At 45.1% G+C, this 24681-nt stretch carries 22 protein-coding genes; 12 read left to right on the forward strand and 10 right to left on the reverse strand.

All coding sequences use genetic code 11. From position 1 onward, the window contains the following. Nucleotides 1-73 precede the first annotated feature (73 nt). Nucleotides 74-1186 (reverse strand): PilT/PilU family type 4a pilus ATPase, encoded by a 1113-nt coding sequence (locus tag ACM0P2_RS15010; protein WP_120961799.1) that lies wholly within the window; start codon nt 1184-1186, stop codon nt 74-76. 8 nt (nt 1187-1194) lie between these two features. Further along, a complete protein-coding gene (locus tag ACM0P2_RS15015) occupies nt 1195-2238 on the reverse strand; it encodes a type IV pilus twitching motility protein PilT (RefSeq protein ID WP_159117866.1) in 1044 nt (347 codons plus the stop codon). Between the two features lie 27 nt (nt 2239-2265). Here ACM0P2_RS15015 and ACM0P2_RS15020 point away from each other — a divergent pair, with 27 nt between their 5' ends. The 5 genes from ACM0P2_RS15020 to ACM0P2_RS15040 all read left to right on the forward strand — a co-directional run bounded on the left by ACM0P2_RS15020 (nt 2266) and on the right by ACM0P2_RS15040 (nt 7281). Then, the gene (locus ACM0P2_RS15020) at nt 2266-2952 is read left to right on the forward strand and encodes a YggS family pyridoxal phosphate-dependent enzyme (protein WP_159117865.1); all 687 of its coding nucleotides are present in this window, start codon (nt 2266-2268) and stop codon (nt 2950-2952) included. Between the two features lie 50 nt (nt 2953-3002). Next, nucleotides 3003-3824 carry a pyrroline-5-carboxylate reductase gene (gene proC, locus ACM0P2_RS15025; RefSeq protein ID WP_173359135.1) on the forward strand — a complete coding sequence of 274 codons (822 nt, stop codon included), beginning with the start codon at nt 3003-3005 and terminating at the stop codon, nt 3822-3824. A 20-nt stretch (nt 3825-3844) separates the two neighbouring features. Further along, nucleotides 3845-4381 (forward strand): YggT family protein, encoded by a 537-nt coding sequence (locus tag ACM0P2_RS15030; RefSeq protein ID WP_159117863.1) that lies wholly within the window; start codon nt 3845-3847, stop codon nt 4379-4381. 89 nt (nt 4382-4470) lie between these two features. After that, entirely contained in the window at nt 4471-4944 is a 474-nt protein-coding gene (locus ACM0P2_RS15035) for a DUF4426 domain-containing protein (protein ID WP_159117862.1), read from the forward strand. A 297-nt stretch (nt 4945-5241) separates the two neighbouring features. Continuing rightward, nucleotides 5242-7281, forward strand: a complete 2040-nt coding sequence (locus ACM0P2_RS15040) for an NADPH-dependent 2,4-dienoyl-CoA reductase (protein ID WP_173359136.1) — start codon at nt 5242-5244, stop codon at nt 7279-7281. Here ACM0P2_RS15040 and ACM0P2_RS15045 read toward each other — a convergent pair. From ACM0P2_RS15045 to ACM0P2_RS15055, 3 genes are all read right to left on the reverse strand, one after another. Then, nucleotides 7278-7613, reverse strand: a complete 336-nt coding sequence (locus tag ACM0P2_RS15045) for a VOC family protein (RefSeq protein WP_159117860.1) — start codon at nt 7611-7613, stop codon at nt 7278-7280. The genes ACM0P2_RS15040 and ACM0P2_RS15045 overlap by 4 nt on opposite strands. Nucleotides 7614-7793: 180 nt before the next feature. Beyond that, entirely contained in the window at nt 7794-9638 is a 1845-nt protein-coding gene (locus tag ACM0P2_RS15050; RefSeq protein ID WP_173359137.1) for a DUF885 domain-containing protein, read from the reverse strand. Nucleotides 9639-9873: 235 nt separating this feature from the next. Beyond that, nucleotides 9874-10518 (reverse strand): glutathione S-transferase family protein, encoded by a 645-nt coding sequence (locus tag ACM0P2_RS15055; protein WP_173359138.1) that lies wholly within the window; start codon nt 10516-10518, stop codon nt 9874-9876. 366 nt (nt 10519-10884) lie between these two features. Here ACM0P2_RS15055 and sodC point away from each other — a divergent pair, with 366 nt between their 5' ends. Beyond that, nucleotides 10885-11430 (forward strand): superoxide dismutase [Cu-Zn] SodC, encoded by a 546-nt coding sequence (gene sodC / locus ACM0P2_RS15060; protein WP_419226765.1) that lies wholly within the window; start codon nt 10885-10887, stop codon nt 11428-11430. Between the two features lie 112 nt (nt 11431-11542). Here the strand turns inward: sodC and ACM0P2_RS15065 are convergent, their stop codons facing one another. Next, nucleotides 11543-11977, reverse strand: coding sequence for an OsmC family protein (locus ACM0P2_RS15065; RefSeq protein ID WP_173359140.1), 435 nt, complete (start codon nt 11975-11977; stop codon nt 11543-11545). Nucleotides 11978-12485: 508 nt separating this feature from the next. Here ACM0P2_RS15065 and msrA point away from each other — a divergent pair. Continuing rightward, nucleotides 12486-13097, forward strand: a complete 612-nt coding sequence (msrA, locus tag ACM0P2_RS15070) for a peptide-methionine (S)-S-oxide reductase MsrA (protein WP_159117855.1) — start codon at nt 12486-12488, stop codon at nt 13095-13097. Here msrA and ACM0P2_RS15075 read toward each other — a convergent pair. Continuing rightward, complete coding sequence (locus tag ACM0P2_RS15075) at nt 13094-13249, reverse strand: hypothetical protein (RefSeq protein WP_419226766.1); 156 nt, start codon at nt 13247-13249, stop codon at nt 13094-13096. The genes msrA and ACM0P2_RS15075 overlap by 4 nt on opposite strands. Before the next feature lie 360 nt (nt 13250-13609). Between ACM0P2_RS15075 and ACM0P2_RS15080 the strand changes: the two genes are divergently transcribed. The 5 genes from ACM0P2_RS15080 to ACM0P2_RS15100 all read left to right on the forward strand — a co-directional run bounded on the left by ACM0P2_RS15080 (nt 13610) and on the right by ACM0P2_RS15100 (nt 22816). Then, nucleotides 13610-14854 (forward strand): MFS transporter, encoded by a 1245-nt coding sequence (locus ACM0P2_RS15080; RefSeq protein WP_159117853.1) that lies wholly within the window; start codon nt 13610-13612, stop codon nt 14852-14854. A 381-nt stretch (nt 14855-15235) separates the two neighbouring features. Continuing rightward, nucleotides 15236-17914, forward strand: coding sequence for a family 16 glycosylhydrolase (locus ACM0P2_RS15085; protein WP_419226767.1), 2679 nt, complete (start codon nt 15236-15238; stop codon nt 17912-17914). A 93-nt stretch (nt 17915-18007) separates the two neighbouring features. After that, on the forward strand, nt 18008-18601 hold the full coding sequence (locus ACM0P2_RS15090) for a hypothetical protein (RefSeq protein ID WP_419226768.1): 594 nt from the start codon (nt 18008-18010) through the stop codon (nt 18599-18601). A 12-nt stretch (nt 18602-18613) separates the two neighbouring features. Then, nucleotides 18614-21361, forward strand: coding sequence for a TonB-dependent receptor (locus ACM0P2_RS15095; protein ID WP_419226769.1), 2748 nt, complete (start codon nt 18614-18616; stop codon nt 21359-21361). A 156-nt stretch (nt 21362-21517) separates the two neighbouring features. Continuing rightward, the gene (locus ACM0P2_RS15100) at nt 21518-22816 is read left to right on the forward strand and encodes a glycoside hydrolase family 2 TIM barrel-domain containing protein (protein ID WP_236547060.1); all 1299 of its coding nucleotides are present in this window, start codon (nt 21518-21520) and stop codon (nt 22814-22816) included. 169 nt (nt 22817-22985) lie between these two features. Here ACM0P2_RS15100 and ACM0P2_RS15105 read toward each other — a convergent pair whose 3' ends face one another. The 3 genes from ACM0P2_RS15105 to ACM0P2_RS15115 form a co-directional block, all read right to left on the reverse strand. After that, nucleotides 22986-23339 carry an RNA recognition motif domain-containing protein gene (locus ACM0P2_RS15105; protein ID WP_159117850.1) on the reverse strand — a complete coding sequence of 118 codons (354 nt, stop codon included), beginning with the start codon at nt 23337-23339 and terminating at the stop codon, nt 22986-22988. Nucleotides 23340-23490: 151 nt separating this feature from the next. Beyond that, entirely contained in the window at nt 23491-24267 is a 777-nt protein-coding gene (yaaA, locus tag ACM0P2_RS15110) for a peroxide stress protein YaaA (protein WP_419226770.1), read from the reverse strand. Between the two features lie 9 nt (nt 24268-24276). After that, nucleotides 24277-24507 (reverse strand): hypothetical protein, encoded by a 231-nt coding sequence (locus ACM0P2_RS15115; protein ID WP_105929542.1) that lies wholly within the window; start codon nt 24505-24507, stop codon nt 24277-24279. Nucleotides 24508-24681 lie beyond the last annotated feature (174 nt).

Here is a 24681-nt window from a genome sequence, read left to right on the forward strand (position 1 = left end):
AAATACCGTTTATTGACGAGTACAGGCCATAAAATTACGACGTATATTTTGCCTCAATCTAACTGAACGCGTTCTAATCATCCATATCAATCGACACATTAGATAGCGTGCCCAAACTAGATCCATCGCTAGTATCAAGTTTAATCATCAAGCGTAAGTCATTAGGCGAGTCAGCATGATGCAGCGCTTGATCCATATCGATCTTGCCCGCTTTATAAAGATCATAAAGGGCCATATCGAAGCTCTGCATACCTTGCTCTTTGCCCTTCTTCATCGCCTCTTTTAGCGCGCCAATTTCATTTCGCTGAATAAGATCGCGAACTAATGGTGAATTTAACAGTATTTCAATTGCAGCTACTCGGCCTTTACCATCCGGAGTAGGAACAAGCTGTTGGGCAACAATAGCCCGAATATTTAGGCTTAAATCGAAGCGCAGCTTGTCGTGCTGATCTTTAGGCGCTAAATGCATGATACGCTCTATCGCTTGGTTTGCATTGTTAGCGTGCAATGTTGCCACACACAAATGCCCCGTATCGGCAAACGACATGGCATATTCCATGGTTTCCATAGAACGAATCTCACCAATGAGAATGACATCTGGCGCCTGACGCAGCGAGCTTTTAAGCGCATCGTCAAAAGATTGCGTATCGATACCTACTTCACGCTGAGTGATAACGCAATTTTTGTGCTCATGCACAAATTCAATAGGGTCTTCGATAGTTAATATATGACCATGAGAGTTTTCATTTCTATGACCAATAAGCGCAGCAAGTGAAGTAGATTTACCCGTTCCGGTTCCACCCACGAATAGAACAAGACCGCGCTTAGACATAATGATTTCTTTCAATACTCGCGGCAGACCTAAATCATCTGCTTTTGGTATCTGAGTAACAATTCGACGTATGACCATGCCTGCTTGGTCTCGCTGCCAAAACGCAGAGCAACGAAAGCGGCCAATTCCTTCTCGCACTATCGCAAAGTTACATTCCTTCGATGTATGGAATTCATTTTGCTGCTTCTCGGTCATGGCTTCATGAACAAGCGCTAATGAGGCGTCCTCAGAAGTCGCCGTTTCAGTGACCGGCGTAAGCTTACCGTTTATCTTGGCGCTAACGGGAAACCCCGCGGTAATGAACAAGTCCGACGCATTGGAGTCGACCATTTTTTGTAAAAGTGAATCTAACATATCGGCCTCTAGAAGTTGTTCATCGACTGTTTATCCACCGACTTAGCCGCCGCATCTTGTTTAGTAATCACCCCCATGGCCACTAAACGCTGTAAGCACTGATCCATCGTTTGCATACCATGTGCCTGACCAGTTTGAATGACAGAGTACATTTGCGGCACCTTATCTTCGCGAATAAGATTACGAATAGCTGGAATACCTACCATGATCTCGTGTGCTGCTATTCGACCCCCTCCAACTTTCTTCAGCAGGGTTTGAGATATTACCGCGCGTAGCGACTCTGAGAGCATGGAGCGCACCATGGCCTTTTCTTCGGCTGGGAATACATCGATAATACGGTCGATAGTCTTTGGCGCAGAGTTAGTGTGAAGCGTTCCAAACACCAAGTGACCGGTTTCCGCAGCTGATATAGCTAGTCGTATGGTTTCAAGGTCACGTAGCTCGCCCACCAAAATCACGTCAGGGTCTTCACGAAGTGCTGAACGCAACGCATTGTTAAACGAGTGGGTGTCGCGGTGCACCTCTCGCTGGTTTACCAGGCAAAGTTTGTTTTCGTGAACGAATTCGATTGGATCTTCAATAGTGAGAATATGCTCACGCTTGTGGGTGTTGATATGATCGACCATTGCTGCAAGCGTGGTACTTTTACCTGACCCCGTTGCCCCTGTTACAAGTACAATCCCCGTAGGTTGGTTTATTATCTCTTTGAAAATTTCAGGCGCGCCTAAATCTTCAAGCGTTAATACCTTGCTAGGAATGGTACGCAGTACCGCGGCAGCGCCTCGATTTTGAACGAATGCATTTACACGAAAGCGCGACAGGCCATTTACTTCGAAAGAAAAATCTGTTTCTAGATTTTCTTCGTATTCTTTGCGCTGCATGTCATTCATAATCTCATAAATGAGACTGTGTACTTGCTTGTGATCGAGAGCAGGCACGTTCAGTTTACGCATTTCGCCATCTACACGAATAATTGGTGGTAGGCCCGCTGATAAGTGTAAATCTGAGGCGTTATTCTTAACACTGAAAGCCAAAAGTTCGGTAATATCCACAACCACTTCTCCAAAACAAGGTGAATAATGCAAACAATAGCAGAAAGACTAAATTCCGCACTAAAAGGAATAGACCAAGCCGCTACCAGTGCACATCGTCCACCAAATTCCGTTAAATTGCTAGCGGTTAGCAAAACAAAACCCGTATCAGATATCATGGAAGCGTATGAAGCGGGACAACGAATGTTCGGTGAAAATTACGTACAGGAAGGTGTTGAAAAGGTTCAGGAACTTTCTTATCTCGATGATCTGGAATGGCATATGATTGGCCCAATCCAATCAAACAAAACTAAAATCGTCGCTGAGCATTTCGATTGGGTTCAGTCCGTAGACAGAGAAAAAATTGCTCGCCGCTTGAACGAGCAACGACCAGACTCATTGCCGCCGCTGAATGTATGTATTCAGGTGAATATTGATGACGAAGAGAGTAAGTCCGGTATATCTCTTGGCGAATTACCTTCTCTTATCGAGTTCATTGAATCGCAGGAACGCTTAACGTTGCGAGGGTTAATGGCCATTCCCAAAGCCAACCCAAGTGAAGAGCAGCAGCATAAGTCGCTCGCCAAACTTAAAGAATTATTCGACCACTACCATACATCACTGAGCAATTTTGATACCCTATCCGTAGGAATGAGTAGTGATATGGCAGAAGCGATCCAGCACGGGTCGACGATGGTGCGCGTAGGTACCGCTATTTTCGGTAAACGAAATTAGGTCGACACCTCACTACACAGACTTAAACGAAACTAATTAATAGGATTTACATGCAACAGAAAAAATTAGCATTTATTGGCGCGGGTAACATGAGCCGCAGCATCATCAGTGGTCTTATCAAATCAGGTTATGCCAAAGAAAATATCTTGGCGGCAAACCCTTCCACACCCAAGTTAGACGGCCTGAAAGCCGAGTTTGGTATTCATACCACACAGTCTAACGATGAAGCTTGCCAATTCGCTGATGCCATCGTGCTTGCGGTAAAACCACAAATAATGGGCGATATGTGCACCGAGTTACAAAAGAACAATGACCTATCTGGCAAGTTGTTTATGAGTATTGCTGCCGGTCTTCCCGTCGCTCGGCTGCAAGAAATGCTAGGTGGTGAATACCCTGTTGTTCGTATTATGCCTAACACCCCAAGCTTATTGGGTAAAGGGATGTCTGGCATGTATGCCGACGACACGGTTTCAGAATCTGACAGACAATACGTTGACGATGTGATGAACAGCGTGGGCGAAACCGTATGGGTAGATAAAGAAGAGGGGATTAACGGTGTTATCGCTGCAGCAGGCAGCAGCCCTGCTTATTTCTTCTTGTTCCTGCAAAATATGCAGGAAGAAGCTATGAACATGGGCTTCGATAAAGCCCAGTCTCGCTTAATGGTTCAGCAGGCCATGTTAGGCGCAGCCGAAATGGTTTGTAACAACCCCAATCTTGAATTAAGCGAGCTTCGTGCCCAAGTTACATCTAAAGGCGGCACGACAGCAGAAGCCGTAAATACTTTCATTAATGAAGGTTTAAAAGACATTGTCAGCAAATCGATGCGCGCAGCAGTTTCACGTGCAGAAGAAATGGCAAAACAGCTATAACGTTTTAGGAAAAGCACAACATGAATGCAACGGTATTTTTGGTTGATACCTTATTTAGCCTTTATTTGATGGTGGTTATTCTGCGCCTTTGGCTACAAGTGGTTCAAGCAGATTTTTATAACCCAATGAGTCAATTTGTAGTAAAAGCAACCCACCCTATTGTGGGGCCGTTGCGCCGTGTTATCCCGTCAATCGGCAGATTCGACACCGCTACCTTTGTGTTGGCAGTAGCAGTATGCGCCCTAAAGCTCATCACGCTTGGCTTGATGTTTGGCGGTAGCCTCAACCCTGTTGGCATTGCAATACTGTCAGTGATTGGCGTGGTAAAAGAAACCTTATCACTGATGTTTTGGGTGTTGCTGTTACGGGCTATTTTAAGCTGGGTATCACAAGGTCAGTCTCCTGTTGACTACGTTTTATATCAGCTTACTGAACCGTTTTTAGCGCCTATCCGCAAGGTGATTCCTCCATTAGGCGGCTTGGACTTATCAGTGCTTATCGCCATCATTGCATTACAGTTTTTACAGCTACTGATCCAAGATACTTTTCCTATGTAATGAATGTCTACATATCGACATATCAATAAGGTATCTGCGGTCCAAGTAATGACGTTTATTGCATCGTGAGCGGAAAAACACAGGTAAAAATGAAGGCAACGATAAGGTCTATCATGAATAAATCAAACCGTATTAAAAAAGGCTATTTGGCATTTCTTGCAATAGCTATGGCTTGCCTAAGCATCTCTGCTTTTGCCGAACAAAAGCAAACGCTGGGTGAATGGGATGTACATTACATGGTGGTCGGCACCCCATTTTTAACGCCTGAAGTTGCTGCTAGCTATGGCATCGTAAGAAGTAAGTTCAATGCGCTGGTGAACATTTCTGTACTCGACAAAGTTTCTGGCGAAGCGCAACGTGCAGACGTCACAGGTACAGCAAAGAACCTCTTAGGTAACGCTCGCAAGCTCACCTTCAAAAAAGTTGAAGATGGCGACGCAATTTATTATTTAGCTGTTTTACCGTTTCGCGATCAGGAAACCTTTAGGTTTGAGATTGATGTGCAAAAAGGCGCGAGTAAACAAACGTTGAAATTCCAGCAAAAAATGTATGTTGATGAATAGATAAGGGCATATTTCAGCACTTTATTGCATACATATACATAAGTGTAACAGCTAGCTTATGCGGTACACCAAAGCAGGGTTGATAAAGTTAAACTCTAAAAAGCGAGATTTCCGTTCAACTGGTATCTCGCTTTTTTATTTTCATAAAAACTTGATGACTCTACTTTACCATTTGCATGCAGTGGTAAATAATCAGAACAACTGGTCGGTCAAGCTAGCGTTTAACGCTATACGGTAAACTTAGCTCGTAAACCATAAACCAGCCGCCTTCATAGCATATAAAAACAGAGAATAATTATGAATACGCCCTCATCGCAGCCTTCACCATACCCTCACCTACTTGAACCACTAAATTTAGGCTTTACCACGCTTCGAAATAGAACGCTAATGGGGTCTATGCATCTTGGCCTTGAAGAAGAAAAAGGCGGATTTGACAAACTCGCTGCATTTTATGCCGAGCGTGCGAAAGGCGGTGCAGGTCTTATCGTAACTGGCGGGATCAGCCCTAATATTTCAGGTTGGGTGGCGCCATTTGCAGGCAGAATGACCCGTTCTAGTCATGCCAAAAAACATCGTGTTATTACTGAAGCAGTGCATAAAGAAAACGGCAAGATCTGCATGCAAATTCTGCATTCAGGGCGTTACGGCTATCATCCGCTTGCCGTTTCTGCCTCACCTATGAAGTCGCCTATCACGCCTTTTAAGCCACGGGAACTTTCCTCACAGGGCGTAAGAAGTACCATTAAAGACTACATAAAATGCGCTAGCTTAGCTCAAGATGCTGGATACGACGGCGTCGAAATTATGGGCTCTGAAGGCTACCTTATAAACCAGTTTTTCTGCGAGCGTACCAATCATAGAAGTGACGAATGGGGCGGCAGTCTGGAAAACCGTGCTCGTCTTGCTGTAGAGATAGTTAAAGGCGTACGGGAAAAAGTAGGTACTAACTTCATAATTATTTACCGACTGTCTATGCTCGATTTGGTTGAAGGCGGGGCTAAATGGGATGAAGTCGTGTACTTGGCTAAAGAAATTGAAAAAGCAGGTGCTACGCTAATTAATACCGGCATTGGTTGGCACGAAGCGCGGGTCCCCACTATTTCCACCTCGGTGCCTCGCGCGGCGTTTACCTGGATAACCGAACGGATGAAAAAAGAGGTGTCTGTCCCTCTTATTACGACTAACCGTATCAATACGCCTGAAGTTGCAGAGTCGGTGCTGGCTCAAGGTCATGCTGATATGGTGTCGATGGCCCGCCCTTTCTTGGCTGATGCACACTTTGTTGCCAAAGCCATGCGCAATGAATCTAAGCTTATCAACACCTGTATTGCGTGTAACCAAGCCTGCCTAGATCATGCATTTGAACAAAAGCGTGCAAGCTGCCTAGTTAATCCACAGGCATGCTATGAAACTGAACTGACTTTTGAAGCCACCCAAAACAAGAAAAAGTTAGCGGTTGTAGGTGCAGGTCCAGCTGGACTGGCATTTTCCATGTATGCCGCTGAACGTGGTCACGACGTACACTTGTTCGATAAAGCCGCTGAGATTGGCGGGCAGTTTAACTACGCTAAGCAAGTGCCTGGCAAAGAAGAGTTTTACGAAACATTACGCTATTTCGATAATCAGTTGGCACGTGTTGGCGTTACTATCCATCTTAATACCGACGTGAATGCTGAAAACCTTGCTAAAGGCGGTTTTGATGAAGTCGTGTTAGCTACCGGTATCAACCCACGTAAACTGACAATTGAAGGCCACGACCACCCCAAAGTGATGAGCTATTTGGATGTATTGCGAGACCACAAGCCGGTAGGCAAAAAAGTAGCAATTGTGGGCGCTGGCGGCATCGGTTTTGATGTGGCAGAGTTTTTAGTTGAGCATGAACATTTAGCCAAAGATAAAGATAAATGGCTTGACCACTGGGGTATCGACAAAGATTATTCAACGCCAGGTGCGCTCAAACAAAAAGCGATAGAGCCATCAGACCGCGACGTTTATTTACTTCAGCGTAAGACCTCAAAAGTAGGCAAGGGGCTTGGCAAAACAACGGGCTGGATCCACAGGCAATCATTAAAACACCATAATGTCCAAATGATAAATGGTGTGAGCTACGAGAAAGTGGACGATGAAGGCCTTCACGTACTGATTAACGATACGCCTAAAGTACTGCCAGTCGATAACGTCATAGTCTGCGCAGGCCAAGAGCCGTTTAAGCCTCTCCAAGAACCGCTGGAAAATGCGGGGTTAACTGTACACATTATAGGTGGGGCTGATGTAGCTGCAGAGCTAGACGCCAAGCGTGCGATTCGTCAAGGCGCGGAGCTCGCAGCGAATATTTAAAACTGATCAAACATGATAGCGTTGCCGTCTGGGTCTTTAACGATTAAATGCCCAGGGCCGCTATCGCCTTTCACAGGAACCTCTAACCCTATACCCTGCGCCACTAAATTCCCTTGAAGAGCTCTTACATCGTCAGGATTAAAAGTCATAATGTTGTCTTCAAACATGCCTTCGAATAGGCCAATCATGGTGGTGCCATTTTTCATCATTAACCATTTGTCTTCCACCGAGCCGCATGAAGGCATGGCTTCAAAACCCAACGCCTCATAAAATGCCTTCGACTTGCTGATGTCCTTTACCGCTAAACTCAACGAAAATAGCCCTAAATCCATTTTCCGCTTCCTTATAAGTCTCAAATAATGATTAATACAATCCGCATAGATAATTACCCACTCTAGTGAAGCTACTTACCAATATCACTGCCACTGGTCGCAAAAACGAAAAAAGCCAGCAAGGCTTTAAACTTGCTGGCTTTAATATGTATTAACGTCTACCTAGTGTGTAGATGCTCTCTAACTTTTCTGGCTCGCAATCCAGCGGTCAATTTTTTGTTCAAGAATGGCCAAAGGTATACCACCTGTATTTAGCACTTGAGCATGAAATTCTCGAATATCGAAATTATCACCCAGCGCTTTCTCTGCACGAGCGCGCAATTCTTGAATTTTAAGTGCGCCGACCTTGTAAGATAGTGCCTGTGACGGAATGGCGATATAACGCTCTACCTCTGCCACAACTTCTGTACGTGTCATACCTGAATTATCAAGCATAAAGTCGATAGCTTGTTCACGGGTCCATCCTTTGGAATGGATACCCGTATCTACCACTAAACGCATGGCGCGCAGTTGTTCATCTTGAAGCGTACCATAGCGATTCCATGGGTCATCGAAGAAGCCCATTTCGTAGCCTAACGTTTCAGAATACAGCGCCCAGCCTTCACCGAAGGCAGGAAGGAAACTAAAGCGCATAAATGAAGGCAGCGCTTCATTTTCCTGCGCTAGACTCACTTGGAAATGATGACCCGGCGCGCCTTCGTGTAGGTACAAGGTAACGTTTCCTGTGGTTAAGCGACTAGGAAGGTCATACGCGTTAAAGTAGAAAGTACCTGGGCGCGAACCATCGGGCGTGCCCGGCTGATAAGAACCACCCGCGCTAAATTGCTCGATAGCAGGGTCGTAAGGTTTTATTTCTAGTTCAGACTTGGGCAATAAGGAAAAGTACTGATCAATTTTCTCGTCAACTTCGCGGCCAATATCGTAATAGCTTTGCGTTAGTGCCTCGCGACTTTCAGGCTTAAACTTAGGATCGTTGCGTACATAGTCGAAGAACTCGTTTAGCGTCCCTTCAAACTTCACTTCATCCTTAATTTCAAGCATGTCGTTTTTAATACGCTTAACTTCTTTTAAGCCCAACTTGTGAAGTTCATCAGGCGTCATTGGCAGTGTCGTTGAACCTTCCACCATAAGCTGGTAAAGCTTAGCGCCACCTTTCATATCGCTAAGGCCAATGCTTTCACGGGCTACGGGAAGATACTCGTCGCGAAGAAAGTCACGCATACGCGTTGTTGCATCGTAAATCTCTTGCGTCGCTTTCTCATAATCAGCGGTTAAACGGGCTTTTTCTTCATCGGAAAAGCTCTCTGGGAACATAGTGACTGGCCCCCAATATTGTGACTCTTTAATTGGGATAGCTAACTGAGTATCAAACTGCTTAATTACGCGGTCAATAGTAAGCTTGGTTTCAAGCACGCCACTTTCCATGCCTTCTCGAAACTTATCGATAGCGCGGTCAGAAATCGCAATATAATCCTCATGGCGAGATAGGTTATTTTCGTAATCCTCTACCGTTTTAAATGGCGCTGCGCCCTTTCCGCTAGCAAAGGTTGGATAGAAGGTGTGAAACCCGCTGAAATGGTTAACAGGGCGAACTTCCGTTAGCGCTTCAATCTCGTCTGTCGACATTTTCAGCGAGCGCTCTTGGTTGTATTTAAATACATCGTAGGCAAGCTTGTCTGTATCGCTTAATTGGCTACGGTCAATTTGTTTAAGCTCTGACAAGTTTAGCAGTGTGGCCGTTTTGCCAGCTAGTGCATGGGAGTCTGTTAAGAAATCGCCCATTCTATCTGCATAGCGCATATCGCCACGGAAAATAGCCATAATGGGGTTTAGTTCTATATTCCGCTGGTCGGCAGCCGCAAAGAGTGCAAAAAGCTTATCGTGCTCAGATGCATCCTTCGTCGCCGACACACTTGCTTTGTCGATTGGCTGTTCTGCATGGTTATGGGCGAATGCCGAGGCAGCGCTAAGGCCTAGTGCCATAGTTACTGCGCTACTGACCACTAGTGTTTTAAATACTTTCATTTTTGTTCCTTGTTGTAATCGCCATTATCTCGCGAGTGTCTCGCCGCCGCGTTAAGTTAAAGGCGCTGTCATTTTTAATTCGTTGTAATTTTAAGTGCTACACAGCTTAGCGGGTACGCTAAACCACCAGACGTTATTTAAACCACGCTTGCTGCATTTCTATAAATAGCCTCAACGTTAACTGCTTTTAAGAGAAGCTTTATAAGTCTCATCTTGAGATTATTGATATGCGTTATTAGTTTTCGGCTATCTGAGCCATTTCTTTTCGCCATGCTCTTTCATACGCTTCACGACTTAATACGCGCTGCGCGTAAACTGAAATATTCTCTAGTTTTCCATCTAATGTTAAGTCTAATTTACTCCCCTTCGCCCACGCTAAAATATGACCTGCTATAACGTCGGCCATGGTAAACATGCTTCCGCACACAAATTCTTTGCCACCAAGCATAGAAGAAAATACAGGCAACACGCGCTTAAACTCCCACACCGCTACATCTCGCATTTGCTCTAGCCTTTGCTCTTTAGGCAACGCAAAGGTGTGCTTCGCTAAGTTCCAAATAGGCTGTTCTAATTCGCTGGTAAGAAATAGCATCATCTCTTCATACTTGGCTCTATCGAAACTGCCGGCCTCAGGGATAAATTCATGCATGCCGTGTCTTTCAGCCAAAAAAGTGACAATAGCTGCTGATTCACTCAAGGTACCTTCAGGTGTTGTAAGTACTGGGATTTTGGCGGCGGGGCTAATTGCCTTATATTCATCAGACAGATGCTCTCCTGCCCTTAAATCAATAACCTTGTAGTCGTAAGGTAAACCAATTTCTTCCAACGCCCATGCTATTCGTACCGAGCGCGTTTTCGGGTAGCCGTAAAGCGTATACATATCCCGCCCTTATCAAATTAATGTGTAATCACTTTAAGTCTAATACGCTAAGAGTGCTAGCGACATATTGTAACTGAGTTTTAACGGTGTAATTAAAGGTTTACCTAGCCACGTAACTTCAATTTTACGCAGTACATTACGTAAGATTTTCACAGAAAATTCACTTCTGATTTTGTAAGTTATCAATTTAACTCTTTAATACAATTAACTTTTCTTTCTACACATCAATAACCACGCGGGCTACCTTCATTTTCCTAATCCTATTCGTCAATCAAATTCAATGTGGTTTGCTTTGTGCTGTTCTAACTGTGCAGTGCCTATGTAATTGCAAGGCAATATTTCAACATCTTAGTGAAGGAGAACACTATGAAAAAACGTTTACTCTCAACCCTAGCAGGGTCTATATCATTAATAGTAAGTGCGGGCAGTTTTGCGGCGCATCACCAAGAAGATGGAAAAGATGTGGTGATGAATGATTTAAAAACGGGCAAAAGTATTGGTACCGTAATGGTAAGCAGCCACGACGACGATGGTGTCGTGTTCACGCCAAAGCTTTCAGGCTTAACACCGGGTGTTCATGGCTTTCATGTTCACCAAAATGGTGACTGCTCACCTGCAATGAAGGATGGGAAAAAAGTACTCGGTGGCGCGGCTGGTGGACATTTCGACCCAGAAAATACCGGTAAGCACCGTGAACCATGGTCTGAAAAAGGTCACGAAGGTGATCTTCCCGTACTTTATGTCGATGAAAATGGGAACGCTACAAAGCCGGTGTTTGCTCCCGAACTTGAGTTAGAGGATATCGAAGGCCGCGCACTAATGATCCACGCAGGCGGCGACAATTATTCTGATTCACCTAAAAAGCTGGGCGGCGGTGGTGAGCGCGTTGCTTGTGGTGTAATTGGGAAATAAGCCCTGGAAAGTTTATTTAGAACTCAAATGAACTCATTAAATTCCAAAATCAAGAAAAGCGGCCAATGCCGCTTTTCTATCATCTGTTGGAAAAAAGGTTTTTGCTGTTTTCTCAGCCTTTGTTCAGTTTGTATTCCAACGTAATATTAGCGTTTAGAAGTTGAGATACGGGGCAATTCTCTTTCGCGTCCTGTGCGATTTTTTCGAACTCATCTTCGGTAATCCCTTCAACATTGGCATCTAGGCTTAGCGCTGACTGAGTAATTTCAAAACCGTCATCGCTCTTCTCTAAAGTGATTTTAGCCGTCGTATTTAACTCGCCATCGTCATAGCCAGCGTCTGACAGTGCAAATGAAAGCGCCATTGTGAAGCAACTTGCGTGAGCAGCACCAATTAGCTCTTCGGGATTAGTCCCTTTTCCGTCTTCGAATCGCGTATTAAAACCATAGGGCTGATTAGATAAGGCACCTGTTTCTGTAGAAATACTTCCCTTCCCTTTTTTGCCAAGTGGTTTGTACGCTGCACTACCTGATTTTACTATCGACATATCATTCATCCTTACATTTTTGACTGAGCTTACTTCACGCTAAACGTTTTAACTGCTGCGAACATATTCAAACTCTAATTGAACTGCTTTAAACAGAGCATTTAGCAATAAGCGGGTTGAAACCAATCTGCGGTCAAACAAATCGGCTTCTATGTAACATCAATAATGCAAACGCTTTGCCGACATCACAACTTAGCGCTCCCCCCCTGTTATGCGTGGCCTTAAGAAAGAACAGGTCTACACGTAAAGTAAGCTAATGCCTAAAAACATAGTGAGACTACAGACTAAAATGAAAATTTTACGTGCTGCATTGCTTCATTCTTTGAAAGGAGAAAGCTAAAAAGGTGGGGAACCAGCAGAAGACGAATAGTGCGATGAAATATTTCGCTCACTTAAACGTTCTCTATTGGTGTGGCGTATATGATTAGGAAGTAGCTCTATAGTTTTGCACCATGGCGACATGTCCAATTATTAGCGCAGACCTCGTCATCACAACAGAAGGTAAAAAATGAAATCAACTTTCTTTACATTACTTGTAAGCGCTGTGCTTAGTACCGCTATTTTGTTACCAGCATCTTATGCAGACGAAGCCGTTTTAGCGGGTGGCTGCTTTTGGTGTATGGAAGCGGATTTTGAAAAGCTAGAGGGGGTAACGGATGTAGTCTCTGGCTTCACCGGTGGAAGTGCGCCAAATCCAACCTACAACGGCAATCACAAAGGGCACTATGAAGCGGTTAAAATAACCTATGATGGATCAAAACTTTCATACCGAGATATTCTTGATCATTTTTGGGTAAACATAGATCCCTTCGACAGCCGAGGCCAGTTTTGTGATAAAGGCCCAAGCTACTTAAGCGCCATATTTGTTGCTAACGACAAAGAGCGGGCAATTGCAGAAAAAACAAAGGCGGCAGTAAAAGCCCAATTTCCGAATAAAGAGGTTGTTACGCCTATTCTAGACGCCTCTACCTTTTATCCGATAAAGGGCGATGAAATTGGCCATCAAGATTTCTACAAAAAAAGTCCTGTTCGCTACCAATTCTATCGATGGAACTGTGGCCGCGACCAGCGTTTAAAAGAAATTTGGGGTGATAAGGCACTGGGGAAGAAAGGAACTTAAACCAGCAGCGCGAAAGCTAGATCGAATGATAAAACCTCGCTTGAACTGCTATCACGCCCAATAGAAATGGCAACGGGAATATAACCACCTAGCAAAGGCAGCCAATCTGTTACTCCCAGCCCAAGTCCGCTTCGCATCGACGTTGTGCTCATGTGTTAGCCTCTTTGTGAGGCAAAACATACTGCTTGTTTTGCGTATTGTATGTAAAGTGGAAAGTCGACACTGAAAGCTGCGCTTAAGTCTGCAAGCGTTTTACGGTAAGTATTAATCATTATTTGAGCTATATTTTTGTGAAGTATTGATTTTTTGCTTAAAAGTCAGGGTTTTATATTGCAAATACCATTATGACTATCTTAAAAAAACACACCAGCCCATTTCCATTAACATAAATAAAACAATTAACCCGTTGAATTAAATAATAAATCTTATCAACTACCGTTACCTTGATAGCTTGAGGATGATACGATCATCTCTAGTCGACGGATAGGTGCAGAAGGAACAAAAGGTAATTTATGGGAAATCAAACTGACAAGATGGCCTCTAACACAGCGGATACCAACCACTCTCTTAACGCAGACGAGTATTCGCTGGCCACCATTACATTTTGGCTGGCTTTCGGTACCTTTGTGATTGGTTGTAGCGAGTTTGCTGCAATGGGTTTATTACCTTACTTCGCTGAAGATTTTGGCATTACCGAACATATTGCAGGCTACGCAATTAGTGCCTATGCCATTGGCGTGGTTGTGGGGGCGCCGCTCATCACTATTTTCTTTTCTCGGCTTGCCCGCCGCACCATGCTTATTTCAATGATGGTGTTTTATGCCGTTGGAAACCTATTTACAGCGCTGGCATGGTCAGAATGGACAATGAATATCGCTCGTTTTATTGCCGGCCTTCCTCATGGCGCATATTTCGGTATCGCCATGCTATTTGCTGCAGACATTGCCGGCAAAAATAAACGGGCGCAAGCCGTCAGTAACGTCATTCTAGGCTTGGCTATCGCCAATATTATTGGTGTGCCGTCAATCAGTGGCATAGGGCAAGTATTTGGTTGGAGAACAGGGTTCTTCATGATTTCGGCTTTCGCATTGATAACTGCGCTAATGGTATGGAAAACCGCACCATACCGTGGTCCTAACCCAGATGCAAAACCGCTCACTGAGCTTAAGGCGCTAAAAAATAAAGATGTTTTGCTAGTCCTACTAATGGGCGCTATTGGCTTTGGTGGTATGTTTTCGGTGTACTCCTACTTCAGTGCCTCGTACCTGAGCACCACCACAACCCCAGAATGGGGAATATCTGCAACCTTATTAATTTACGGTATTGGCGTAACGCTGGGTAACATTATTGCCGGGCGGTATTCTGAAGGGCGACTGCTCACTTCAGCCATAATGTTTCAACTACTGCTTGGCTTATCAGCAGCTGCGTACGCAGCATCTATGGGCAACCCTTACCTCATGGCAACATCGTTATTTTTCATCGGTATTGGCGGTGGCATGGTCGTACCGCTACAAACCAGGCTAATGGACGTTGCAGGCGACGCACAAACACTGGCTGGAGCGATGAATCACGCGGCTTTCAACACGGCAAATGCGTTGGGACCTTGGCTTGCTGGTATGGCATTATCCGCAGGCTATGGCTATGCTTCAACCGGCTGGGTAGGTCTTGCCCTAGCCTTGTGTGGCGTGCTCGTTTGGCTGACAATAGTAATGTCGGCGCGCAAACCTAAAGTACAGAAAGAAGCAATATCCGGTTAAACAGCTGATTAGTGCTGGCAGATTCGTTTGCCAGCACGCCTTAATCAGATTATTCAGTGTATGTCGCTGTCATTCGTGTGATGACCATTAAATTCATTTTCTTTTTCCCGCCTAAAGCATTCAAAAGATCTATATTTCTAATTAACAGAACTTTCTCTTACTTAGCTTCAAAGAGCAGAGGCGAACACATCGACAGCTAACATTTTATCCTTCCCAAAGTTAAAATTAACATTAAATTAACGATAATTTTTCTTTTAATTTGGCTTTTTTTGACTATAACTTAACCTTGGGTGCTCATATAACGCTTAGAAAAATCAAATACAAAGCGATAAACGTGCACAAGAGTATCCACTACCAGTCCTGTCAACAAGAGAAAAACACATGAGCAGACCAACTCTCAACTTGTTAAGTCTAGCGTCAATTGTAAGCGCTTCCATGCTTTTAGGTGGCTGTCAAAATGATGATGAAGCTATAGGCGGCCAGCTTGAAAATCCACCTCCTCCTACCTCAGCAAATTTCGAGCTTGTTTGGGCTGATGAATTCGACGGCTCCGCTGTAGATACGAGCAAATGGGAAATACAAGTCGGAGACGGCACGTCAATTGGATTACCGCCAGGATGGGGTAACAATGAATTGCAATACTACACTGCCGACAATATCACTGTAGAAGACGGAACGTTAATCATTGAAGCACGTGTTGGTGACTCTCCAGATCCTAATTTTGCTTACACTTCCGGTCGCATGCGAACGCAGAGCTTGTTCGATTTTACGTATGGTCGAATAGAGGCGAGTATTAAAGTTCCCGAGGGTGTTGGACTTTGGGCCGCTTTTTGGACCCTCGGCAGCGATCCTTCGCCATTTGGCGAGTGGGCGGCGCGTGGTGAGATAGACGTAATGGAAAGCTTCGGTCAGGCTACGCCATTTGTCGCAGGGACAGCACACTTCGGTCAGCGTTTTCCACTGAATGTTAGCGAGTCTAAAACCTACGATATCGACCCTACTGATGGTTTTCACCAATACGCGGTGGAATGGGACTCACAGCGCATTCGTTGGTTTGTAGACGGTGATCATTATTTTACAATCAGTAGAGATACCTACTGGAATTACTATTTCAAAAATCAAATGGAAGGATTTCTCTCTGGTGAGGACGATGCACCTTTCAATGAAGACCAACACCTTATTGTTAATTTGGCCGTTGGAGGCAATCCTGCAGGTGTACCCAACCCCAATGATGCAGACGTATTTCCCGGGCAACTTTTGGTTGACTATATCCGCGTTTATCAATGCCCTCTGCCACCTGTAGGCGATGGTCTTGGGTGCGAAAATAGTATTGATGAGGTAGACCCATTTGTTATCACTCAAGGAGGCGACGGTACGCCGCCCCCACAAGATGTCGTCGTAAACACGTTCCCTCTGTATGACGATGCTCCGGGCGTATTATTTAGCGGCACTAACAGCGAAAGACCTTTGGGCATTGGTGTTTTCAACAATGACGGTGCGCTAACGGTTGCTGAAGTAGAGTCAAGTGACACGACGAGAGGTACGGTCATCGAAGTCACTACCAGTGGCGGTGGAAATATCCAAATAAACGATCCAGAAGGCAATACCTTTGAATTATTTGGAATGGGCAGAGCCGACAACAACGAGTTTTATGGCGGCGAATTAAAGTTTGACGTGTACATCGACAGTGCCGACACACAAGCGACCGCGCTGCAAGTAGGCGTTGACAGCGGCTTTCCAAATATTGGATTTATTCAAGTTCCACTTGCTAACCTTCCTACTGATGAATGGACATCAGTATCTCTAGCACTTAGTGACGTTATCCAAAGCAACATTGGTGCGTTTGGCGGCGGTCCAATAGATGTCGAGGAAGTCGTAAACCTCATTGTATTTGAACCAGTAGGTGGCGCTGCGAAAATGCGGTTCGACAATATACGGCTCGTGTGCGGAACTCCACAATCTGAGCCGTGCGGTATTGTTCGAATTACTACCGTGCCGCAAAACGTATTCATTGATGAGGTAGACCCCTTCTGGACGTTTGGCATAGGCGCAGTCGATAGCGGTTCTGGTTTTGAAACTTACACCGATGGAAGCAATCCCGATGGTGTTAACAAAATAGAATGGGAAATTGTCACCAGCGACGATGCATTACGAGACCAAGTTATCGATATCACCTTCAATGGCGATGGAGAAAACGGCGTATGGTTTATTGCTACAGACCCTCAGAATTTAGCAGGATATAATAACGGCGCAGTGGTGTTTGATTTGTTCGTGTCAGACTTTGGTAGCGACACAAACACCATTACTATGCAAATAGATTGTGTGTTCCCGTGCACAAGTGGACCACAAGACTTGGGCCGACCTGCTGATGGTGAGTGGCAGGAAATTGAAATTCCTCTCAATCAACTCATTAACTCTGGGCTGAACACCACGACAGTCAGTGCTGGTTTGGTGCTTTCAGTTACGGACGTTAATGCCACCACTTCGTTCACTATCGATAACGTTCGTTGGGAACCGTTCACCGATATCGTGGAAGAAGAAGTACTACCGCTAAGTTTTTACGCAGACTTTGAAGGCGTTGACCCTCAAGCCACTGCACTAGGTAACAACTGGATGAGTTTTGGTACGGCTTTTACTGCTGACGGAAGCTTTGTTTACAACTATGGCGCACCATTTGGAACCCCACTCAACTCTAACAGCTTTGCGAATATTGCCGTGGGACAAGGCGATGCAGTGCAGGGTTCACAACAGCTAGTATTGTTCAATGATTATAACAATGCTGATCATGGTAATGGCTTATTTATAGAAGCGGCAACATTCCAACAGTTTAATTTGGTTGCCGAAGACGCCGGTACCTACACCTTTAGCTTCGATGCAAGAGCACCAAGCGAAGGCGCAATTGCTGACCCTACAACAGCCACCGCCTACGTACAGACGTTAGATCCCAGCAATGGATTTTCAACCACGGCACGGGTAGAAATTGACCTGTCGGCGATATCAGGTAGCGACTGGCAAACTTATAGCGTCAACTTCGACATCACCGACGCTATGGCAGGCTAATTACTAGAGTTTGGTTTCACCTCTAGGACAACCAACTTTGCGCCTTCAGCCATCATTGTTGATAACGTTGACTTTGATAAAGCACAACCGGGGGTGTTCTACGAAACTGATTTCGAATCTGGTAACGCCGGTGCAGGAGAAATTGGTGACGGATGGCTGAGCTTTGCAGCGGTATTTGCTGACGGTAACTTTGCCTATAGTTACGGTCCATTCCCCTCTCCCAATAATACGGGCGGGTTCACAAGCTATGCCACTGGCGAAGCCGGTGAAGCGCAAGGTACTCAGTACTTAAACGTATTCAGTGATTACAATAACGGTGACCATGCTAATGGCTTGGTGATTGAAGCCGCGAGTTTCCAAGAGACCGTGTTCAGCGCGTCTGACGCCGGTACCTACGTGTTCTCATTCGACGCTAAAGCACCGTTTGAAGGAGGGATTGCCCCACCGACGACTGCTTATGCCTACATCAGAGTACTCGATCCTAACAACGGTTTTGCTTCGAGTGTGGATGTAAGAGTTGATGTAAGCGAGGTAAGTAACACTGAGTGGGCGCGCTACACTGTTGAGGCGACACTAGACGAGAGTTTAGACGGTCAAATCCTTCAGTTTGGTTTTTCAAATTCAGCTACTGACTATAACCCCAGCGGTGTCTTCTACGACAACGTTAATTTTTCAATAGTTGAATAGGGAGGGTCAAAAATGAAATGTTTTAATCGAGATTTTAATGACATGCCAACAATTACAACATCGGTCGGTGCGGGAAACCTTATGAAATTATTCGGACACTGTATCTTGGCCTCTTCCATTGTCTTTGGTGTCGCATCGGCGGTTGCACAAGAAGTAGAAAAAACCGAGGAAGAAAAGGAAGCAGACTTAGAACGCATAGTGGTAACCGTAGAACGTCGGTCACAAGACATTCAAGATTTAGGAGGAACAGCGTTTGCGTTTTCTGGCGAAGACCTAAAGGCACAAGGTATTCAAGATATCACCGATATTTCTGAGTCCATTCCCGGTTTAGAAATCGGTAATAATCAAGGTAACGTAGAGGTATGGATCCGCGGTATAGGCAGCTCTAACAATACTGAGCTTGGCGACCCGGCGGCGGCGACGCATTTAGACGGCGTATATATACCGCGCCCCTCTGGTATCGGTTCAGCATTTTTCGATATATCTCGCGTTGAAGTAAACGTTGGTCCTCAAGGCACGCTCCGCGGAAGAAATGCGACCGCTGGCTCGGTCAACATAATCCCTTGGCGCCCAGCTATTGGTCAGTGGAATGGCAGTGCCGAAGTTGAGTTCGGTAATTACAACCACCGGACTATCACAGGCGCTTTAAATATTCCCGTCAATGACGTCTTGGCCTTTCGTGTTGCCGGTATCAAAACCGACCATGACTCGTATTACAATGATGTTGGCCCGCTCGATCTTGAACTGGCGGAAGCCGCTGATAATCTAGGCTTAAGATTTCAAGCGCTTTACGAGCCTAATGACGACTTAAGCATTTACATGTCTTACGACTTTGCGAGAGAACAGGGCACGGGTTACACGGGCACGAACTACGCCTTGCCACTTGGTCTTGGCATAGACCCTGACACCATTGAAGACCCTCGTGACGTGGTAGGCCGCGGTTTTTCTCCCATCCAAGACACTATTCACGATGGCTTCAAGTTTGAGATAACCTATGACTTGGGTAATGTTAAGCTGGAATATAATGGAAGCTATCGCGACCTAATCTACGACTATCAAGCCGCAACGCCATTATCACCAGACTTCCCTGGCGTTTTCGATGCCCTAGCCCCGTTGGATCAAGCACTTGACGATTTCTCTCGGTTCCAGTTTTTAACTGATTCTGAGTCAATCATCCACGAGCTACGTTTATTGTCTGACTACGATGCAAGCCGACTCACCTACACTGCTGGCATCTTTTTGTTTGACGAACGCCAACAAACGTTCCTAGCATCTGCAGGAGATCGCGGCGGCTTTTTTCAGGGTGCTGAATTTAACCAGCCAAACACCGATACCGATTCATTTTCGATATATGGTGACGCCACCTACGAGTTCAGTGCGGATACACGCCTAACGCTAGGCTTACGCTACACCAAAGATACTAAGACGCGCCAAGGTGTGAATGCGCGCTACGCTTTTGCGCTTGGCGGCTTCGATGTTAACACCGGTAACCCATTTGGTTGCTGTATGGGCGCCAGAGTAGGCACAGAAGGCTTCCAGTTCGCTGGGTTTGGGCGCTCTATTTACGACCCAGATCAAAATGGAGATGGTAACGTCTCTGATGACGAATTCTTAGCCTTCTACTTCGATGGTATTTCTCAGTTTGGTGATAGAGACACCCTTGACGATATCTTTGCTAATGGCGTTACCCAAGGCGGCGCAGAAAACCGCCCGGCCTGCTCAGACAGTGATGTCACGGATGGACTTATCTGTAATGAAGATGGTACTCACTCCTTCGCAGTACCTATCTCGCCAAACAACTCCATAACCGTGCAGGATGGTCGTATAGACAATGAGTTTGTAGACTGGCGTATCAGACTTGAACACGACTTAAACAATGACCAACTGTTGTATGGTCTTATTGCTACAGGTCACAAATCAGGTGGATTTAACGATACGTTTAGCGACCCTACAACCGGGTTAACGTTGGCTCCAACCTATCAAGAAGAAAGCGTTACATTGTTCGAGTTTGGTTCGAAGAACGAGTTCGATCTTGGTGATATTCCTACCACCTTTAACTTCTCGGCGTTTTACAATGATTATCGCGACCAGGTGTTTACAAACCTGTTATCGGTTGAACAAGCCCTTGAGTTCAACTCTGGTGCACCTGTTGACCCACTTGATGCAACGCCAGGAGCACTGGTAGTGTCGTTTAGCTTTAACGCTGCAGACTCAGCAATTTATGGTATGCAGTTCGACGGTAAGTTTGAGCTACCTTACGACATTAACTTTAACTGGACTGCACTGTGGCTAGAAGCGGAGATTGAGAATAGTCAGGAAATACAGGATTCTCGTTTCCAGGCCGACGTAGCGCCAGATGAAGCCGTATTCCAGTCAATTGATGGTAATCGTCTGCCCCGCACACCGCGCTTCCAGCTTAACGCTTCATTAAGTCAAATTTTTGATATAGGTAGCGGCACCCTCGATTATGTTATTTCAACAGGGTGGCGCGACTCTCAATTCTTGACCATATTCAACAGCATCGATTATCAAAACCCTGATAATCCTCGTCGCCGACTAGACGATTCTGTTGATGCGTATTGGACAGTGGATGCGGGTATGGGCTATACCCATGGCGATGGTGCACTTCGTATAGAAGCTTTTGCAAACAATCTTTTTGATGAAGTGCGCACTGCTGCAACAATTATTACCCAGTTTGACAACACACGCTTTTTTACACGCCCAAGAACGTTTGGCGTGCGCGTAAGGTACACCTACTAATGTAAGTGTTGAACAGCAGCGAAAAACGCTTAGTGTTGAATTAAGCAAAACCAACGCGCATATAAACCGAAAGGAGTATGCGCGTTATTTTTTATGACTCTTAAACGTAGTCAATATGCTGTATTTTCGACGCAAATAGGATTAAAGGAGAATAATGTGCAACGTTTCCCTATCATTGGAAGTCTGCTATTTGTATTCACTATGTTATCAGGTGGCGAAATAGCCGCGAAGCCAGTGCACGTAGAAGTGAGTAAACTCCCTGACGGAAGCTATAGCTTGTTACGCGATGGTAAGCCGTATTTAGTTAAGGGAGCCGGGGTAGATGGTGCCGATCTTGCCACTTTGGCTGCGCACGGGGCCAATTCAATTCGAACCTGGTCGATAGATGGTGGAGCAATGCCAGCCCAAGCTTTATTGGATAGAGCCCATGAGCTTGGAATGACCGTCTCTTTAGGCATTGACTTCGCTCGTGAGCGACATGGCTTTGATTATGATGATGAACAAGCTGTCGCTGCACAGCTTGAGAAGGTAAAAGCCAGCGTGCTGGCTCACAAAGACCATCCTGCCCTACTTACTTGGTTCATTGGGAATGAGCTGAATTATGATTTTACTAATCCCAAAGTGTACGACGCGGTTAATGAGGCTGCAGACTTGATTAAGTCAATTGATCCGCACCATCCAACCACAACCACCATTGCCGGGTTTGATAAAAAAGCCATGGACGCAATTATGCGCCGTGCTCCGTCCATCGATTTCGTTAGTTTTCAGCTTTATGCTGATGTGGTCAATCTTCCTAAATACATTGAAAAGTATGGCTATGAAGGGCCCTATATGATCACTGAATGGGGCGCAGTGGGTCACTGGGAAGTATATGAAACTAAATGGGGTGCCCCCGTTGAAACTACCAGTTCAGAAAAGGCCAGTAACTACGCGAAAAGCTTCGTAAAGGCAATTGAACCGGAAAAGAAACAACTCATTGGCAACTATGTTTTTCTTTGGGGGCAAAAGCAAGAACGTACAAGCACGTGGTACGGAATGTTTTTAGACTCAGGAGAGCGCACCGAAGCTATAGATGTAATGCACTATATATGGAAAGGAAAGTGGCCTGAAAACCGTACACCTAGGGTAAGCCCCATTGGTTTAGATGATAAGGTAGCGTTTGATAACGTTTTTCTCTTTTCCGGCGACAGTTATAAGGCAACGCTCAACGCAGTGGATCCCGATGGCGATACGTTGCGATTTAGATGGGAAGTGAGAAAAGAGTCTACAGCCACAGAAGTGGGTGGCGACCGTGAAGTAGTGCCAGAGGAAGTATTAGGGCTGATAAAGAACCCTGAAGCACAGAAAATAACACTGAAAGCGCCAGAATCTCCGGGGGCTTATCGGTTGTATGCGTTTGTTTATGATGGAAAAGGTAATGCCGCACATGCGAACTTTCCCTTTTTCGTGAAATAGAAAAAGCGCTAGCGCGTAGTTATCTCTACAGGATAACTACGCGCTGGCGCTTCAATTAAATAAAGTTTCTATTACTTTTTCGATCTCGTTTTGCAGGCGTTTTTTGCCCGGCAACATTTGAGAAAATAACAACGATTCGCCGTAACACTAACCATCGAACTTTAAGCAATTATTCTGGCTCGCTTTTATGCTTATCATTGGTGCTAGCAGCACTTCCCCACACGTTTTCAGGTATATCTCTAGGTGCTGCAGGAGCAAGCTCTTCCGCAGCGGCCTGCTTCTTCTCTTGATTTGACCATTTGACGCGAATTTTTTTCCCGTCAATAACCTTTGCGTTTAGCGCTTTAATGGCATTGTCGGTTTCATCTTGCGTGCTCATTTCAACAAAGCCAAAGCCTTTAGATAAGCCTGTTGCATCGTCCATCACCATGTCACATGACACAATGGAACCAAACTCAAAGAACAGATCTTCAAGACTTTCTTGGGTAAATGATTTAGGTAAGTTGCGAACTAGTATGCTCAAGGTATGACTCAACTCAGTTGATAATGATTGTAGGGTACATTGTAGCATGTGATCACGGTAGCATGTGATCACGCGCCGTTTCCTAACCGCTCTTAAGGTAGCGCCGAATAATACAAGTCTGCATAGATAAGTACCCAGAGAGGGGGCGGGCTTACCCCTCTTGGTTACGAAGAAACACAAGTTCCGTCGATGAACTTTGTTCTTCACTAAACTGATAGCCGTCTACGTCGAAGTTTTTCAAACCTTCAACGTCCTTTACACGGTTTTCAAGAATATAACGCGCCATCAAGCCACGGGCCTTCTTCGCAAAGAAGCTGATAATCTTATACTGGCCGTTTTTGCAATCTTTAAAGGTGGGCGTGATGATCATGCCATCAAGAGATTTCTTTTGAACCGCTTTAAAATATTCATTTGAAGCAAGGTTAATTAACACATTATCACCCTGCGCTTCCAATGCTTTATTAAGCACATAAGTAATGCGGTCATTCCAAAATGCGTATAAATCTTTGCCTTCAGGGTTTGTTAATTTAGTCCCCATCTCTAAACGGTAGGCCTGCATTAAGTCGAGTGGTCGCAGCAGTCCGTATAGACCAGATAGGATTCGAAGATGTTTTTGGGCGTATTCTACCGTTTCGCTATCAAGTGAATAAGCATCAAGTCCCGTATAAACATCGCCATTGAATGCATACATTGCCTGACGCGCGTTATCTGGCGTAAACGGTGTAGAAAATTCAGCAAACCGGTTGGCGTTTAAGGTGGCTAATTTGTCACTGATTTTCATAAGCGATGATAAGTCAGCGGGAGATAACGTGCGGCATACTTCCATTAAACGTTCCGTATCTTCAAGCATGACAGGCTGAGTAAACTTACTCACTGGAATATCGCTTTCAAAATCTAGATTTTTCGCTGGGGATACTACAACTAACATTTCGACTCCTTAAATTTTATACCAATCCGCATAGATCATTGCCGACTCAGAAGGCGCTGGCAAGTTTCCTAGCAAAGCGTGGGAATGCAGGAATGGCTGTTCCCTTTCAAATTCCCAGAATGAAGCTAGGAAGCTTGCCAGACCTTCCCGAAGGGCGAGTTTAAAATGCCCGTACTCTTTGTTGTGCCACCTTGATGTAGGACCACTATACCTGCGGTGACACGCCGCGATTACGAACATTTTAACTCTCGCTGAGTGGGTAATGATCTATGCGGAATGGTATTACCCCCGAATTATACCACCTGATACGCTTGAAAAAGCAAAATGGCATATAAAAGACGTAAATTGGCTTAACAGAGAAATCCGATTAGCTAATTTGTCACTATTCAATGTATGAATTGTCACACGGGTTTG

It is taken from the genome of Alteromonas sp. OM2203 (assembly GCF_048517045.1).
GTDB lineage: Bacteria > Pseudomonadota > Gammaproteobacteria > Enterobacterales > Alteromonadaceae > Alteromonas > Alteromonas gracilis.